This is a genomic window from Pseudoalteromonas sp. Of11M-6, assembly GCF_022347905.1.
Taxonomy (GTDB): Bacteria; Pseudomonadota; Gammaproteobacteria; order Enterobacterales; family Alteromonadaceae; genus Pseudoalteromonas.
The window spans coordinates 10,792-27,332 of the sequence record NZ_JAKRFW010000018.1; the positions used below are offsets into that span (position 1 = coordinate 10,792).

Annotated in this window: 16 protein-coding genes; 2 read left to right on the plus strand and 14 right to left on the minus strand. The window is 43.4% G+C overall.

Going from position 1 to position 16,541, the window contains the following annotated elements:
* Positions 1-52: 52 nt before the first annotated feature.
* From MHN32_RS11035 to murJ, 13 genes are all read right to left on the minus strand, one after another.
* Positions 53-493, minus strand: coding sequence for a type IV pilin protein (locus MHN32_RS11035; RefSeq protein WP_239421725.1), 441 nt, complete (start codon positions 491-493; stop codon positions 53-55).
* Positions 486-3,623: a PilC/PilY family type IV pilus protein gene (locus MHN32_RS11040; protein ID WP_235366650.1), complete on the minus strand. Its 3,138-nt coding sequence runs from the start codon at positions 3,621-3,623 to the stop codon at positions 486-488. The genes MHN32_RS11035 and MHN32_RS11040 overlap by 8 nt, the downstream gene beginning before the upstream one ends.
* A gap of 25 nt (positions 3,624-3,648) precedes the next feature.
* Positions 3,649-4,110: a hypothetical protein gene (locus MHN32_RS11045; protein WP_010606674.1), complete on the minus strand. Its 462-nt coding sequence runs from the start codon at positions 4,108-4,110 to the stop codon at positions 3,649-3,651.
* Positions 4,098-5,105, minus strand: coding sequence for a PilW family protein (locus tag MHN32_RS11050; protein ID WP_102057185.1), 1,008 nt, complete (start codon positions 5,103-5,105; stop codon positions 4,098-4,100). Before MHN32_RS11050 ends, MHN32_RS11045 begins: the two co-directional genes overlap by 13 nt.
* A complete protein-coding gene (gene pilV, locus MHN32_RS11055) occupies positions 5,102-5,659 on the minus strand; it encodes a type IV pilus modification protein PilV (RefSeq protein ID WP_102057186.1) in 558 nt (185 codons plus the stop codon). The genes MHN32_RS11050 and pilV overlap by 4 nt, the downstream gene beginning before the upstream one ends.
* A gap of 122 nt (positions 5,660-5,781) precedes the next feature.
* Positions 5,782-6,468: a LytTR family DNA-binding domain-containing protein gene (locus MHN32_RS11060; protein ID WP_102057187.1), complete on the minus strand. Its 687-nt coding sequence runs from the start codon at positions 6,466-6,468 to the stop codon at positions 5,782-5,784.
* The gene (locus MHN32_RS11065; RefSeq protein ID WP_102057188.1) at positions 6,465-7,469 is read right to left on the minus strand and encodes a histidine kinase; all 1,005 of its coding nucleotides are present in this window, start codon (positions 7,467-7,469) and stop codon (positions 6,465-6,467) included. The genes MHN32_RS11060 and MHN32_RS11065 overlap by 4 nt, the downstream gene beginning before the upstream one ends.
* A gap of 13 nt (positions 7,470-7,482) precedes the next feature.
* Entirely contained in the window at positions 7,483-8,412 is a 930-nt protein-coding gene (gene ispH, locus MHN32_RS11070) for a 4-hydroxy-3-methylbut-2-enyl diphosphate reductase (RefSeq protein ID WP_010606669.1), read from the minus strand.
* A complete protein-coding gene (gene fkpB / locus MHN32_RS11075; protein WP_010370993.1) occupies positions 8,412-8,852 on the minus strand; it encodes an FKBP-type peptidyl-prolyl cis-trans isomerase in 441 nt (146 codons plus the stop codon). Before fkpB ends, ispH begins: the two co-directional genes overlap by 1 nt.
* On the minus strand, positions 8,849-9,352 hold the full coding sequence (gene lspA / locus MHN32_RS11080; protein WP_010370991.1) for a signal peptidase II: 504 nt from the start codon (positions 9,350-9,352) through the stop codon (positions 8,849-8,851). Before lspA ends, fkpB begins: the two co-directional genes overlap by 4 nt.
* A gap of 9 nt (positions 9,353-9,361) precedes the next feature.
* Positions 9,362-12,190, minus strand: coding sequence for an isoleucine--tRNA ligase (ileS, locus tag MHN32_RS11085; RefSeq protein ID WP_239421726.1), 2,829 nt, complete (start codon positions 12,188-12,190; stop codon positions 9,362-9,364).
* Between the two features lie 21 nt (positions 12,191-12,211).
* Positions 12,212-13,138, minus strand: coding sequence for a bifunctional riboflavin kinase/FAD synthetase (gene ribF, locus MHN32_RS11090; RefSeq protein WP_010606667.1), 927 nt, complete (start codon positions 13,136-13,138; stop codon positions 12,212-12,214).
* A gap of 67 nt (positions 13,139-13,205) precedes the next feature.
* Positions 13,206-14,768 carry a murein biosynthesis integral membrane protein MurJ gene (gene murJ / locus MHN32_RS11095; protein WP_343224392.1) on the minus strand — a complete coding sequence of 521 codons (1,563 nt, stop codon included), beginning with the start codon at positions 14,766-14,768 and terminating at the stop codon, positions 13,206-13,208.
* A gap of 427 nt (positions 14,769-15,195) precedes the next feature.
* On the opposite strand from murJ, the gene rpsT reads away from it, so the two are divergent.
* Positions 15,196-15,456: a 30S ribosomal protein S20 gene (gene rpsT, locus MHN32_RS11100; protein ID WP_010370978.1), complete on the plus strand. Its 261-nt coding sequence runs from the start codon at positions 15,196-15,198 to the stop codon at positions 15,454-15,456.
* A gap of 93 nt (positions 15,457-15,549) precedes the next feature.
* On the opposite strand, the gene MHN32_RS11105 is transcribed toward rpsT, so the two are convergent.
* Positions 15,550-15,933, minus strand: a complete 384-nt coding sequence (locus MHN32_RS11105; RefSeq protein ID WP_010370975.1) for a response regulator — start codon at positions 15,931-15,933, stop codon at positions 15,550-15,552.
* Between the two features lie 92 nt (positions 15,934-16,025).
* Here MHN32_RS11105 and MHN32_RS11110 point away from each other — a divergent pair, with 92 nt between their 5' ends.
* Positions 16,026-16,496, plus strand: a complete 471-nt coding sequence (locus MHN32_RS11110; RefSeq protein ID WP_227386976.1) for a hypothetical protein — start codon at positions 16,026-16,028, stop codon at positions 16,494-16,496.
* The last annotated feature ends 45 nt before the right edge of the window (positions 16,497-16,541 follow it).

The window sequence follows — 16,541 nt, forward strand, 5'->3', positions numbered from 1 at the left end:
TCGGGGATAGTTAGTATTAATAAAAAGGGAAGTTAACTACTTCCCCAGAAAACTAGCGCTCCCAACACCTGTCTATAGCGTCTTGATTCGTTGTCCCAGTCACACCACGGATCCCAAGTTCATCGATGGTTAAAGCAGGACACTGCTCATCACCTTGTACAGGCCCTGCTGCAGCTGTTGCAACGATTCTAAAGGTATCGGCAGTGACGTTTTCAAGTGTCACGTTGAAGTAGCCATTTTCTGTTGCTGTTGGTACACCGATTGCTTCAAGATCATTCGAATATGCTCTGTTGTCCACAAAAAATTGCTCTTGCTTATTCGCAGCGTCAAGTAACAAAGTCATGGCATCAGCCCTTGCCCCCCTTCTCACATACTCAGTGTAATTAGGGTACGCAATCGCAGAGAGAATACCGATGATCACCACCACTATCATTACTTCAATTAAGGTAAACCCTCTTTCGACTAAACAACCTGCGGAGTTATTTCTATTCATCTTTCCCTTTCTCATCGCTATCTTCTCTCTTATAGATATAAAGCTGTTTAGTCTTTATCTTTGTACTTTTGGTTGTGAATATTTCGACCGGCTCTTTAGAAGGTACTGGTTCACTAGGAATACTCGGTGGTGCAAAAGGAGTACTTGCATCAGGTCCTGCTTCAATCCCAGGACCTGGAATATACACAATATTGTCTCTTACTATGATCGAGGGCTTATCTGGTAAGTCTTGTGATGTAATATAGGTTTTTCCTGTTCCATAGTGTAGGTGAAACATATAGAGCTGCCCCTTACCGCCTGTGAGCGTACATTGCTGAGTAGTCTGGTCTGCTGGGGTAAATGACGTAAAATAAGCGACCCCACCAATCACTGTTGATTCTGCTAGCGACTTTTCTCCACCAGACAATTGATACTTCCAACCTTTAAATTGAGCCAGCTTAGCCTCTTCTTTAACGAATTTTTCCAAGTCATTTACCGCATTACCAAAAGGATCATCTTTCATTTCCATTAAATCGCTGATTACTATCGGTTCCGGGATATCCTCAACAAAGGATTTTGTCTTGGTATTCATATCCCTAACCATAAAGAGATAATCCGTTACGCTTGAATCTATTGGCTTTGCGCGATTTCCGCTCCCTATTACAATGGCATCAAACGGCGTATCTTTTCTATCCATTCGATAATCATCCTTTCCTGTGCCAAAGATAGTTTTCGTTACTTGGCTATAGAAGGTTCTTGCTATCGTAGGTTTATAGAAAAAACGTCTATCCTGATCAGCGGCTGTACTACCCAGTTGTGCAAGCTCAAAGTGTGTCCACGGCTCCGTAGGATCATTAGGGTTTGGTCCAGGCATATCTATTCGCCATATACTGCCGGCGGTATCCGCTAAATATATTCGGTCGCTAAAGCCATCGTAGTCCGAATCCGTCAATGCAGGTTGCGCAACGATGCTATGCTCCCCCTTAAACGCATCTCCAGTAAGCGACCAAACGATATCAGCATTGTTTGACATGATATCGACCATGTAAATACCAACACCTTTGTTATTCTCATCGACTGAGCGCGATACATTATCTTTGTTGGTGTTATAACCTGCAGCAAAAATCAATACGGGTCTATTCTTTTGCTTTTCAATAAAGCTGACGACAGGCTTAGACCACGTTTGTCCCAAATCTTTAAACTTATTTGAATCACCAGAAATAGGCCCACCCCAAAGTAATGATGGCGAATCAGGGTTAGTGATATCGAAACCATAGTACTTGTTTCCACCACGGCGCATACCAACAAAGGCCCACACCTTGTCACCAGACTCTACTTTTCGGTTTTTATTGATATCATGAAAATAGACAGTAATTGGGCCATCCATGCCATATAACTTGGTTTCTGCTTTTTCCGTTTTCACTGGGTTTAAGATAGATAAAAGCGACTTCGGAATAAATGCCCAACTTTCGCTTACACTGTTACCATTGTCTTTGAACATGTGTAACACACCAGCATTGGTGCCTACTAAGATGCGAACGTCACCATTCCCATAGTCAATTGATGCTGGCTTTGAATGAAGCGGATCTGCAAATATATCGGCTCTTCTATCCGAAGAAAAACCATCTCCATCGTCATCATCTACATCTTTGCCAATTACCCAGTTGAAGACTTCTTGTAACTGGCTTTTACTGGCACCACTTAGGCCCATCGCATCCGCTAATTGTGTTCGGCCACCGTATGCACTCTCTGCATTATCATAAGTAAATTCAACTAACGAGCCGCCGTCAAAATCCGACAGCACTTTTCTCGTTAGTTGATTTTCCAAAGCGTAGTTAACACCACCCTTTTCAATATTATTGCCATCCTTCGAGCCTCCAGCTGACCAAAAGGTGGTAATACTGTTTGAGATTGCGCCTTTTTCATCTATCGCGGGGGTACCTTCTTGGCCCACCACTTTTTTATTTTCAAATTTTAATTTTTTAAGGTTACCGCGCCAGCGAGTATGAGTTTCCGGCTTAAACTGAGTGTAGTATAAAGCGTTTCCAGTTTGTGTCGGGTCTTGTGCGTTGGCAGACACGGTTGGTGAACTAAAGCTTGCACTCACATTTCTGATATTGGTAATCGTGGTTTTGAGCACGTCCGACAAGTCGTTTGCGGTATGCGCATGAAGATATTGCCCACCACCTTGCGTCGCGGTTTCTTTAAGCAGATCTATGCCTGTACCCGACATACCATTACCAAAACCAATCGTGAAGACCCGTGCAAAATCGTGTTCATCAGGTGTAGAAGGATATAAGTCAACTTTAACTTGAGACGTACCGCGCATTGTTTTAGCTAATGCAGGTAAATAATTTTTAGTGACACCAGAACCTTCATTTATATCAAAGTAATTGGGATAAGAGCCATAGACTGAAAAATATTCATTCACTATGCTATTGTTAGAGCTAGTGTCACTGGTTGGATCTCCATCTGTCATTAAAATTAAATTAATTGAGGTATCGCAGCGTTCATCCGCGCCACGGGCTGGAGTAAACGCGGAGATATAATTACCACGACGCTCTATACTCTTATCTCTATCGTTGCCACCGTTTTCGCCCCAGTAGACATCTCCACCTTTAAGGTAGTTATACAACTCCCATAAGGTTTCAGATAACGGCGTTGAGCCAGACGCTGGTAATGCATTTATTTTTTCTACAATGTCATCACTACTACTACCAATACCATTTAATATATAACCGCCACTTGAAGAATATAGGCGAGATAAACCAAATTGGATATCTGCGTTGTCTCTCACCAGTTTACGCATCGCATTTTGTGCAACTTTGAGGCGGCTATCAGCACAGCCCTGTACAGCTTGATTGTACTCATTTGCTTGATAACAGTTACTACCGTTAAAGCACTCTGTTTCTCGGTATCCATAACGTGTTTCATAACGCCAGCCAGTCCACACGCGATATGAGTAACGCTCATAACACGCCTTACCATTTTGTGAGTCCCACGCCATACTGCCCGATGTATCAAATAACATTAATACTCTGGGCTGCTCACGGGTAGAGACATTATGTTTAACGTAAAGCTCGATATCTTCGGCCTGAGCGATTTGTGTCAACGCGGACCAAGTAATTAAAATACAAAATAACTTTTTCATAATTTATATCCGAAGAAGTCTATAATTAATTTGAAACACTGACTATTTCTTGCCCAATACCCATCACAATAGTTACATTGTGACGACCTCTATCGCCGTAATCCACCGTCGCCTGGACTTCCGTCATGTTACAGACGAATCCATCCGTGTAATCAAATTGCCGAGGACAAAATAACTCAAGCTCTCCATTGTTTAAGTTCGTTACGGTCGCTTGTAAGCCATTGGGTGTTTGTACTGTTGCCCCATCGTCTGCTAGCTGCTGCCGTGAGCGTAAAAACACATTATTGGGGGCTCGCTGCTCTTGTCGTATTAATCTCTGCATTTCACCAAACAGTAAGCTCTCGGCTTCTTCTCGTTCCATCACCGCATGCGTCATTTTAATATCCAAGGTACTTGTGCTCATTAAAGTCACTGCAACCGCCATAACAGCAACCACCATCACCATCGCCATGATCAGCACTACACCTCGTTGCTTTACATTTCCCATGCTGAGCCTCCCATGTTGTACATCGAAATCGTGGTTGAGAAAACCGTTCTGCGAACCGCATCTGTATAAGTTAGCTCTCGACGAGCAGGATCATTACCAAGATAATATGTTCGCTTTTGCACCCCGAAATCTGCATCAGGCTGTAATACTCTAACTAAAACAAACAGCTGCAAAGACAAAATGCCTCGTGTTCCGCTCCAATCAGCCTCAGACATATTCGCAGTATGCCTGTATCTGTCTACGCGGCCGTCATAGTCGGTATCTAAACCAAACACAAACCGTATCTGTTCAACACCTTCAATCACTAGCTCATCAACCATTCCACCGCTAATTAATAGCCTCTTCCGCCTCAACACTGGAACAGTAATCGTACGATTATTAATAACTTGCTCTTCTTCACTCACATAGTAAACATGATGGCTATAGGGCCATAATGTGGCATTTACACTTGGCATATCGACAATGCTATTACCAGCAATAAACTCTGCTTGCTCCTGCTGTGCAATAAAATAGTACCTAGTCTTCTGTACCTCCCCTGCATTCGGAACTAATCCCGTGATACCTACAGGGTTACCTTCAAGAAATTTCATTTGCAACACCTCAGACTGAGGCACAGCTCGAGAGATACACCCTAGTGCTGATGCACCATTTGTGACTGTTGCCCATATAGGCCTAAAATTTGTTGGGTCATTGTTAGGGAAACTTCCGTTGTTAGGTCCGCCAGAACAATCGTTCCCGGGGTTTGCCGGTGCACTTTGATTAGTAGCAGTGAAACCCTTGTCGTAAAAAGTTCCCCAGAAACCTACTTGCTCAATATCACGGCGCATTATTGATAGAGCCAAGCGACCCTTTTCTTGTAACTCTCCAATTTGCATCGTGTCATTGGTGGTCGCCTTCATACCTATGTATGTTGCTATAACACCTGCCAATAACATTACACCAATGAACATGGCGATCATTATTTCTAATAAAGTAAACCCTAACATCCTTTTCATGGCACACTCCTAATTAAGACAAATGTGTCCATAACTACTGCTCTGCGTCTATCATCAACCGTGCCACAATCTCCCGCGGGATTATTCGCAAGGGCAGTCATGGCTTGACGACCTCGCCAAGTGACAATGACCTGTACATTTACCCCTGATGTATCACCGGCAACGGAGGTGGGGTTAATACACACTACCGCGTTATCCAATGAGCCTGTATTTTCCCTTGCTCTTATCGCTTGACGCCAATTAGCAATATCTGTTTTCGCAAGCGTTTCTGCATTACAGCGCTGTGTATAACACGTGGTGTTTGCCTGTACGTCTTCGGTACTATTAAAGTCAACATCGTAAAGTGTGGTTATATTTGCCGCATCATTACTACGAATACGATGCATAATGTCACTGGCAAGCTCGACCGCTGCTGCTCGCTGCATAGAATCAAAACTTGCCTGTTTAGCTTTTGCTTGTAATGCCACAGCACCAAGCAGCCCAAAGCTTAAAATCATAAACGCAATAAGCACTTCTAACAGTGTGAAGCCATGTTGCTTTAGCGAAATATGCATATCTCAACCAGAATTCAATTGTCCTAGCTTCAGTGTAAGCAGTCGTCTTTGAAACTCAATACGGGATAGTATGAAAGGTCTATTGAGGCGATAAACGGTTTATTCACCGCTTAGCTTAACACTCAAAATAATGTTTTTAGTTGGGTGTAAGCTCTACGGCTAACTTCATAGCGATTGGGCAGCGACTTGAGGCAAACATAGTGCTTTTGTTCATGTAGTTCTAAAGCTGAAATTTCTGTTCGCTTAACTAATGTACTGCGATGGATTTGAATAAAATGTGTTGGAAACTTATCTAACAGTGACTTGAGTGACATGTCAATTAATGCTTGTAGGCCGGAATTCAAGGTTACTCGCGTATATTTTTCATCCGCCTCGGCAACAATAACATCCGAAACCTGAACGTAACGCAACTCACTGCCAACGTAATAGCTTAGCGTCTCCATACTCGGAAAGATAGTAGTCAATAAAGCATCAAGCTTATCACTATCTAGTGGCTTCACTAGATAACCATTGGCGTGCAGTTCAAATGCTTCTAACGCATATTCCGGATGCGCCGTTAGAAACACGATTTTCATCCTCGGAAATTGCAGGCGTAATTGACTCGCAAGCTCAACACCTGACTGACCCGGCATCGAAATATCAAGAAAAATTAGCTGTACAGGCTCCTGATTTAGTAGCGCTTCCACACCGTCAGCGCAGTCAACTTCACCGATACAACGAAAGCTTGCGTGCTTTTGCATTAATCGTTTAACGCGAGCTCTTGCCAACGGCTCATCATCCACAATAAGGTAAGATATTACTGTTTTCATAGCGGTAGCGAAAAACTGACGGTATAGCTATCTTGACTGGCTTCGGTTTTAAAATCAATTGGCTGATTGTAGTGTAAAGCCAAGCGGCGTCTGATGTTACTTATCCCAATGCCATGCCCTTGGTGCGTCGGCTTTAATTTTGCGTCATAGCTGTTAAAAATTACCACCGTTAAGGTGCGTTTACTACAGTGAATATGAATACGAATATCCGCTCCATTTGGGTTTGGCTCTACCCCATGGCTAACCGCGTTCTCCACCAATGGCTGTAATATCAACGCAGGGATCAAAACATTTCCCAAGACATTGTCTAATTCCCACTCTACCCTCAAACGCTCTGCAAAGCGCCACTGCTCAAGTGCTAAATACGCTTTGCATAAAGATATTTCACTTTCCAGCGGAACAATATTTTGTGTGGACATCGCAGCGCGAGATAAATCGGCAAGGGCTAATGCTGACTTTTCTGCTGCACTTGGATCGATATGAGTCAATTCGGCCACGGTATTGAGTGAGTTATATAAAAAGTGCGGCCGAATTCTCGCATGTAACGCTTCAAGTTCCGCTTGAGATAGCGCTTTCACCTTACGAATATTATCGGTAAAGATAGCTAAGAAATGCGCGAAAAGTGTGATAATGCAAAGACATATTGCGATGTTACGCCATAAGCTCAATTCAATTTTTGCCTCATCAATCCAACCGAGCAGTGTAAAACCATAGGGAAAAGCCGTACTAGTAACAACAGTACAAAGCACGAAGACAGAAATGAGAATACCTGCTTCAACTAGATCTGAGCGCTTCTCAACAGCGTGGCGCACAATCGCTATCACGGCAAGTGATAAAAAGGCAGTGAAATGAATAAATAAGCTAGTTAACCCAAGGGATTGCCAAAACGCAGTCGCGGAAATCAACGTATATAAAAAGGCTAGGATTTGCGAGGCAACTAGCAATGCTAGCACACCTCGCTCACTCAATAGTGCAGACAACAACCTGATACGCGGTGTCATCGTGCTAACTCTCTTATCTGAGTTCTACAGGTACGGCAAACACGACATTTTCTTCTTGTCCTGGGTTCTCAACTACCGTTTTCCCACCAAGTTCTTTAAGTCGAGAGATAACCTGTTGAACCAACACTTCAGGTGCAGATGCGCCGGCAGTTACACCTACCTTTGCAACCCCATCGAACCAAGTTTCTTCGATGGAAGAGGCATCATCGATAAGAAATGCTTTAGTTCCCATTTTATCCGCAAGTTCTCTTAAACGGTTAGAGTTAGAACTATTTTTCGCACCCACCACAAGCAATAAATCAACTTTGTCCGCTAAGTCGCGAACCGCATCTTGGCGGTTTTGCGTAGCATAGCAGATATCATCTTTTCGAGGACCACTGATGTTCGGAAACTTGCTACGCAGTGCGTCAATTACATCCGCAGTGTCATCTACCGATAATGTTGTTTGACTGCAATAGAACACATTGTCAGCATCTTTCACTTCGAGTGCTGCTACATCCTCTGGTTTTTCAACGAGATAAATACCACCATTCGGATTGTCATACTGACCCATAGTACCCTCAACTTCAGGGTGCCCATGGTGCCCAATCAAAATACACTCTGTACCTCTGCGGCTAGCACGCGTCACTTCCATATGCACCTTTGTCACTAACGGACAAGTTGCATCAAAGACTTTTAACTCTCGGCGCTTCGCTTCATTACGTACTTGCTGAGAAACACCATGCGCGCTGAAAATAACAATACTGTCGTCTGGAACTTCATTTAGCTCTTCAACGAATACCGCACCACGAGACTTCAGACCATCAACAACATATTTGTTATGAACAACTTCATGGCGAACGTAAATAGGCGCTTCGAAAATATCGAGTGCACGCTCAACAATGCTAATCGCTCTATCTACACCTGCACAGAATCCTCTCGGGTTTGCCAGCAAGATATCCATTAGTTATTTACCTCAAGAATTTCAACTTCAAACGTTACTTTTTGGCCTGCAAGCGGGTGATTGAAATCGACAGTTACCGAGTCGCCAGCTACTTCTCGGATCAATCCAGGTAAGTCAGTACCATCTGGTTGCGTAAATGCAATGATGCTACCTACTTGAGCGGGGGTTTCTGCGCCAAATTTGCTTCTATCAACATAGTAGATATTGTCAGGATTTGGTTGTCCAAACGCGTCTTCTGGCTCTAGCTCAAAAGATTTCTCATCGCCCGCTTTTAATCCAAGCAAACACTTTTCAAAATTTTCCGTCAGGCTGCCATCACCCATAAACAACTTAGCGGGTTTATTATGAACTTTGGTAGAATCTGCTGCTGAACCGTCTGATAACTTGATTGAAAAATGGAACAAGACTTCAGACTTTGCTCCAATTAGTTGCTCACTCACGCATTTTTCTCCTGTGGTTTATCGCCACTGGTAAAGGCATCGAAAATTAATAGGGCAGCACCGCCGACAATGGCCATGTCTGCGACATTAAACGCTGGATAGTGCCAATCCTGATAATAGAAATGTAGGAAGTCAATCACATAACCATGAATAATGCGGTCGTATAAATTTCCTACCGCACCACCTAATACCAGCGCATAAGCTAATCCCAACTTCCAATTTGATGCTGGCAATTTACGAAGCCAAAAAATCAATAAAGTGCTAATAGCAACGGCAATGCCACTTAAAAAGTAACGCTGCCAGCCACCAGCTTCACTTAAGAAGCTAAAAGCCGCACCATAGTTATGCATATAGGTGAGATTGAATATAGGCAAAATATCAATGGACTCATAGAGTTCCATTTCAGCCATAACCAGTGCTTTGGTGAAATAGTCTACTGCAAAAAGCAGTAGACTAAGCCACAACCACACCAGACCACTTTTCTGTGTAGTTTGTGTCACGTTTTACTCCTAGGCGAATTGACGCTGCTCGCCGTCACCTTCAACGTTACTAATACAACGGCCACAGATGTCTGCATGTTGCTCATCCGTACCTACGTCGTCGGTATAATGCCAACAACGATCACACTTTTTAGCCGATGTTGCCGCTACACTAATGTATAAACCATCAATTTCTGATGAAATTGCATTTTCTGGCTTGCTGTTGACTACTTCTACCGTTGCTTTCGAAGTCAGTAAAACAAAGCGTAATTCGTCACCAATGGCATTGAGCTGCTCAGCTAAGTCCCCGCCTGTATATAGCGTTACTTCAGCCTGTAGCGTCGCACCGATCACTTCTTCTTTACGTGCATTCTCAAGCACACGGTTTACTTCATCACGTACCGCCAGTAGGTTTTGCCAGTACTCGTTATTCAACGAGCCTTCTGTCGCCCCTTCAATTGCATCATACCAAGTATCCGTGAATACAAACTGGCCACGCTCACCTGGTAATACTTCCCAGATTTCTTGCGCAGTAAAGCTCATGATTGGCGCCATCCAACGTGTCATCGCTTCGGCGATATGATAAAGCGCTGATTGACAAGAACGACGCGCATGGCTATCACTTTTCGCGGTGTACTGACGGTCTTTAATCACGTCTAGATAGAACGAACCCAATTCACCAGTACAGAAATTCATAAGCTTCTGTGTTACTTGAAGCATTTGATACTTGTCGTACGCTGTTTTGATCTCAGTTTGTAGCTGTGCAGCACGCGCAACAATCCAGCGATCTAGCTCAACCATATCTTCAATTGCTACTAAATTCGTTTTTGGATCAAAGCCGCTTAGGTTCGCAAGTAGATAACGACTTGTGTTACGAATACGACGATAACGGTCAGCTGAGCGCTTAAAGATTTCATCAGACACAGTCATTTCGGCCGTATAATCGGTAGAAGCTACCCATAAACGTAAAATATCTGCACCTAGCTTGTTCATGATGTCTTGCGGCGAGATCACGTTGCCTAATGACTTAGACATCTTGTGGCCTTTTTCATCGACCGTGAAGCCGTGCGTTAACACTTGCTTATAAGGTGCATGACCATTGATAGCAACTGAAGTCATCATTGATGACATAAACCAACCACGGTGCTGATCCGAGCCTTCAAGATAAAGATCTGCAGGACCTGTTAAATCTTCGCGTGCATCAACAACACACGCATGCGTTACACCTGAGTCAAACCATACGTCTAGCGTATCTTGTACTTTTACGTACTGTTGAGCATCTGCTTCACTTAATAGCGCGCTAGGCTCTAAGTCGTACCACGCCTGAATACCCTTTTCTTCCACTAATTTAGCAACGGCTTCAATGAGGGCTTCCGTTTCAGGATGTAGGCTACCGGTGTCTTTATCGACAAATAACGCGATTGGTACACCCCAAGTACGCTGACGTGAAATACACCAGTCAGGGCGACCTTCAACCATGTTTGCGATGCGGCTTTCACCCCACTCTGGTAACCATTCTGTCTTTTTGATTTCATTCAGTGAATCAGCACGTAGGTTAGCCTGATCCATGCTGACGAACCATTGTGGCGTCGCACGGAAAATAATAGGAGTTTTGTGACGCCAGCAATGAGGGTAACTATGCGTTAATGCCTTATGACGGAACAACACACCTTTCTCAGTTAATAACTCAATGATGCTGTCATTTGCTTTAAATACGTGCTGACCTGCAAAAATCGGCGTATCTGGTAGATAAACACCATTTGCACCAACCGGGTTAGCAACTTCTAGACCGTAAGCCTGACCCGCTGCAAAGTCTTCTTGACCGTGACCAGGTGCTGTGTGAACGATACCAGTACCTGAGTCTGTTGTTACGTGCTCACCTAAAATAACAGGCACATCGAAATCTAAGAATGGGTGTGCAACGCGCAGATTCTCAAGCGCAGCGCCTTTCGCGTAACCTAGTACGTGGAAGTGCTTGAATCCAAAACGATCAACAGCGTCTTTTACTAATTCAGAACCAAGCACAATACGCTGCTCTTGACCTTCATCTTCAATTTGTACCAGTGCATACTCTAGCGCACCGTGTACTGCCACAGCGCGGTTTGCTGGTAATGTCCAAGGCGTTGTAGTCCAAATTGCGGTACTTACTTCGCCTTTACCTTCATGGCCTTCGGCCAAGCCAAACGCACCAATGATTGCCGCTTGATCAGCAAACACAAATTTTACGTCGATTGCTGGCGATTGTTTGTCTTGGTATTCAACTTCCGCTTCTGCAAGCGCTGAACCACAATCCGTACACCAGTGAACTGGCTTTGCACCTTTGTGCAGGTGACCATTTTTGATAATACGACCAAGCACACGAATAGCATTGGCTTCAAAATCAAAGTTCATGGTTAAGTATGGCTTATCCCAGTCACCTAACACACCAAGGCGTTTGAAATCTGTTTTTTGGCCATCAACTTGCTTTTTAGCATAGTCGCGGCACTTTTCACGGAATTCAGCAGCCGATACTTTCTTACCTGGTTTGCCTACTTTCTTTTCCACCTGTAGCTCAATTGGAAGACCATGACAGTCCCAACCAGGTACGTAAGGTGCATCAAAATCAGAAAGCGTTTTTGACTTAATAATAATATCTTTTAGGATTTTGTTTACTGAGTGACCTAGGTGAATATCACCATTTGCATACGGAGGACCGTCATGCAAAATAAATGGCTTTTTACCTTTTTTCGCAATGCGAATTTGACCGTATAGGTCTTCTTCATACCATTTTTTCAGCATCTTTGGTTCGCGTTGCGCCAAATTACCACGCATCGGAAACTCGGTTTCCGGTAGATTTAAAGTATGTTTGTAGTCGCTCATTTATCCTACTTTCCGTATCGGCTACGTTAAAGAAAAACACTGTTTTGCATTGCTAACATCACGACTGATTTGTTCTGTTAACTGCGACAATGTTTCGAATTTTTGCTCATCGCGAAGCTTTTCAATTAGCTCCACTTTCATAAACTGACCGTAGATGGTCTCATTAAAATTAAACAGATGCACCTCTAAAAGGGCTTTCGTTCCGTTTAGGGTTGGCTTAGTGCCAACATTCGCTACGCCATAATGTGTTTTGTGATTCACAGTCGCTTCGACCGCATACACACCGCGTACAGGACTCACTTGGCGCTTTAACGCAATATTTGCAGTATGGAAACCAAGCTCTCTGCCTTTCTTCCAACCGTGAATAACACGGCCTGAAATGGCATAGGTATGGCCCAACATATCATGTGCTTGACGTAAATCACCAGCCGCAAGTGCCGTGCGGATCAACGTGCTACTTACACGACAATCTTGCTTGCGAAAACTTGCCGTGTCTTTTACTTGCATACCTAGCGGTTCGCCTACTTGCTTTAACATTGCAAAATCACCAGCACGTTCACGGCCAAAACGAAAATCATCGCCGACCGTGAGCGCCTTGGTTCCAAGCTTTGTCACTAGGACTTCTTTGATAAATTGCTCTGCATCTTGCGAGGCAAATTTGCGATTAAAATTGACGCAAATGACTCGCTCTATGCCAAGCTCTTGCAACAGGACTAGCTTATCACGTAATCGCGTCAGCCTAGCCGGAGCTTTATCTTTGGCAAAAAACTCCAAGGGCTGCGGTTCAAATAACATCACTGTGCTTGGAAGTTGATAGTGTTTTGCGTCGCTAATCAGCCCCTTCAAAACCTCTACATGTCCAAGATGAACCCCGTCAAAGTTTCCAATCGTCAACACACAACCAAAATGATGTGGTCGAATATTATGGATCCCTCGGATTAGTTGCATAGTGCCGTGCCTTTGTGCAGCAAATATCAAAGAGCCCGATTATACCCAAGTTGCTTAAAAATGCGAATCAAGCATCTCGGATTGTGCTCAATCTTACCCCTAGTATAAATAGTAAACTAAAATAGCTCACCATTGCGGTTACTAATAATCCGCAAAGTAATAGCACCTGCTCCATCAGTCCCCACTCTAGCCATTCAAAGCGGGCGCCGAGAAAGTATACGCATGCTGCCATCATGGCCGATGAAATAAAGCATTTGGCAGTAAAACCAAGAGAAAATGCGCTTAGCTGATACACACCTTGATGTGACAGCTGACGATAAAGTAAAAACGCATTACAAGACGCCGACAATGAAGTTGCCAATGCTAGGCCTAGATAACCAATAAACGGTGCTAAGATAAGATTGAAAACCATATTGAGTGCCATGGTAATAATACCAATACGAACAGGCGTTTTGGTATCTTGTCTGGCGTAAAAGGCCGGCGCCAGTACTTTTATCAACATAAAGCTTAACAAGCCAACGGAATATGCGGCTACCCCTAAGCTTACCTTATTTATATTGTCTGCATTTTGAGAAACAAACTCACCGTGTCCAAACAATACTGAAATAATAAGTGGGCTTGTCACCATCAGCCCTAGCATCGCTGGTAATCCCAAGAAGATGACAAAACGTACACCCCAATCTAGAGTTTTCTGAAAGTCTTCACTTTTTTCTCCTGCGTGTAATTTAGAAAGTGCAGGCAGTATCACGGTCGCAATACCGATACCAAATAGGCCGAGTGGAAATTCAATTAATCTGTCTGAATAATAAAGCCAAGCAATCGATCCCGTCACGAGAAAAGAGGCAATGACGGTATCCAGTAGTAAGTTAATTTGGCTAACAGAAACACCAAATAATGCTGGGATCATCAGAGTTCTTACTCTGGTTATTTCAGGGCTCCGCCATGCAAATTGAGGGCGACTCAAGACTTTTAAGCGCAACAAGAATGGGATCTGGAATAATAGTTGAACAATACCACCAATAAATACACCGAGTGCTAGAGCGTACGCACCTTGTGCAAATTTATCATGGAGAAAAATAGCGCAGCCAATAATCGACACGTTGAGTAAAACTGGCGTAAAGGCCGCTGCGGCAAAGCGATTATAAACATTCAGTACCGCCCCACTAAGTGCAACTAATGAAACAAAAAATAAGTAAGGAAAGGTGAGCTTTAATAGTGCGCTTGCAAGCACAAATTTTTCGGCATCTGCACCACCTTGCCACCAGTCGAGAAACCAGCTTGTGCCAAATAATGCGGCGATCACAGGAGAGCCTATCACCCCTAAAATAGTAACAATAAGCAATACAGTCCCGAGTGTCCCAGCGGCTTGTGCAACGAATAACCTTACTCTATCGTCTCCATGCTTTTCTTTAATTTCTGAAAGTACAGGAACAAAGGCCTGAGCAAACGCGCCTTCTGCAAATAACCTACGCAAAAAATTAGGGATCCGGTTGGCGAATAAAAAGACATCGGCGGCCAATCCTGCGCCCAATAGGTTTGCCACGACAGCATCTCGAACTAGCCCCAGAACCCGCGAAATCATAGTCATGGCACTGACAATCATACCCGATTTAAATAACCCTTTTGCCACCTTAACTCCTAAATTCAGTGAATCGCGGCAGATTATGCCACAGTCGTTGTGCATTTAGCACTAGGCGTGCCCTGTCAGCTTTGATACAATACGCGCCATTAACCTTGGTAGGCCTGTTTCACCTTGTGAAATTTGACTGTTTACTTTGGTTCAGACCTGAGATTTTCAAGGCACTTTGTGAAGCTACGCTTTGCAAATTATTAGTGCAACTTGGGATATTACGGGTTTACTTGCCTGCTATAGAAGTAAAAATGTCGCATAGCAACGTTTTGATTTGTACAGGTTAAGAATTGAGAATAGCCCAAGTCGAGTCTTGGGTGTTGAACATTAGGCCGCGCTTGTTAATTTATATTGACTTTTGCGATTAAAACAGGCATATTCCTCGGCCTTTAAATTAAGCTTATTTTAAGATTGTTAGGAGCAAACCTTGGCTAACATCAAGTCTGCAAAAAAACGCGCTATCACTAGCGAAAAGCGTCGTAAGCACAACGCAAGCCGTCGTTCAATGATGCGTACATACTTCAAAAAAGTAATCGCTGCAATTGAAGCTGGTGATAAAGAAGCTGCAACTCAAGCATTCGCTGTTGCTGCACCTATCCTAGACCGTTACGCAACTAAAGGTCTAATCCACAAAAACAAAGCTGCTCGTCATAAGAGCCGTTTAGTTGCTAAGATCAAAGCACTTTAATTTGTTGCTGGATTGAAAAAACCGACATTATGTCGGTTTTTTTATGTCTGTAATTTATATACTTTGGTATCAAAAGATAAAATCAGTGCCGTTTTAAACCAATTCTAAATCTGGGTAAAACTTCTTCAGCATAGCCGCGATTTTCTTTGGCGAAAATGGCTTAACAACAAAACCTTTAGCACCGCGCTCAATCGCATCTTTAACATTGTCTACCGTTGAGTGTGCCGACACCATAACGACATTAATATTCGGGTTTATTTCATTTAGGGTTGCAATTAACTCTTTACCATCACCATCGGGCAGCTCAATATCTAAAAAGACAATATCAAAATGTTGCTCTTCACATGACTTTACGCATTGCGTTGCAGTGGAGGCTTCTCTTACATGATCAATGCCTAAGTGCATTAAGGTTTGATGTAAAAAGCTGCGAACTGTCCCTACATCATCGACGATTAAAATAGAGATGTTTTGATCCATAGTCCTTTCCCGTAGGCTGTAGTGTAAAAATAAGCTATTATACTTAGCATAGAAGCATTATAGAGACCTGCAACTAAAAGGCTACTTAAAGCATGGCAAAACCATCAAAAAAACAATCGCTTTTAGGTCAAGTACAGTCCAATCAAAAGAAACGCACTAGTACAACAAAAAACCGTCGACCATCGCCACAACAAATTGCAGCGATAAAGGCTCAGCAAACCGCACAAGCACAGCAAGCACAAACTGCTACAGATAATGATAGACCTAAGGGAAAAGGTAAGTGGATAGCACTTGCAGTCATTGGGATACTATTCGTTGTCTTGCCAAAACCACAACTGATTACTTATGAGAAATTAGGCCTAGTGGCTAGTAGTGTATATTGGTCTGGTCTTCCTGGTATTGATCCTGTGCTATTTGACTCAAATTTACATCCAAAGCCAGCGCTTGAGCGCAATACACTATACCTATGCCACGATTTGAAAAATCCTGACTCCTGTCAGAAGTACCAAATCGTTAAGCAAGAAGGGTTTATTGCAGCCATGATGAAGCTGCTCCAAGGCTAAAGCGAAAAAGCAACGAAAATGCCTCTCTATTGGGGCATTTAAACC

Bases quoted from the DNA above. Each gene is read 5' to 3' on its own strand.
- MHN32_RS11060 (WP_102057187.1), bottom strand. From the start codon at position 6,468: ATGAAAACAGTAATATCTTACCTTATTGTGGATGATGAGCCGTTGGCA.
- MHN32_RS11110 (WP_227386976.1), top strand. From the start codon at position 16,026: ATGGCAAAACCATCAAAAAAACAATCGCTTTTAGGTCAAGTACAGTCC.
- ribF (WP_010606667.1), bottom strand. From the start codon at position 13,138: ATGCAACTAATCCGAGGGATCCATAATATTCGACCACATCATTTTGGT.
- MHN32_RS11105 (WP_010370975.1), bottom strand. From the start codon at position 15,933: ATGGATCAAAACATCTCTATTTTAATCGTCGATGATGTAGGGACAGTT.
- MHN32_RS11035 (WP_239421725.1), bottom strand. From the start codon at position 493: ATGAATAGAAATAACTCCGCAGGTTGTTTAGTCGAAAGAGGGTTTACC.
- MHN32_RS11065 (WP_102057188.1), bottom strand. From the start codon at position 7,469: ATGACACCGCGTATCAGGTTGTTGTCTGCACTATTGAGTGAGCGAGGT.
- ispH (WP_010606669.1), bottom strand. From the start codon at position 8,412: ATGGATATCTTGCTGGCAAACCCGAGAGGATTCTGTGCAGGTGTAGAT.
- ileS (WP_239421726.1), bottom strand. From the start codon at position 12,190: ATGAGCGACTACAAACATACTTTAAATCTACCGGAAACCGAGTTTCCG.
- MHN32_RS11050 (WP_102057185.1), bottom strand. From the start codon at position 5,105: ATGAAAAGGATGTTAGGGTTTACTTTATTAGAAATAATGATCGCCATG.
- pilV (WP_102057186.1), bottom strand. From the start codon at position 5,659: ATGCATATTTCGCTAAAGCAACATGGCTTCACACTGTTAGAAGTGCTT.
- MHN32_RS11040 (WP_235366650.1), bottom strand. From the start codon at position 3,623: ATGAAAAAGTTATTTTGTATTTTAATTACTTGGTCCGCGTTGACACAA.
- MHN32_RS11045 (WP_010606674.1), bottom strand. From the start codon at position 4,110: ATGGGAAATGTAAAGCAACGAGGTGTAGTGCTGATCATGGCGATGGTG.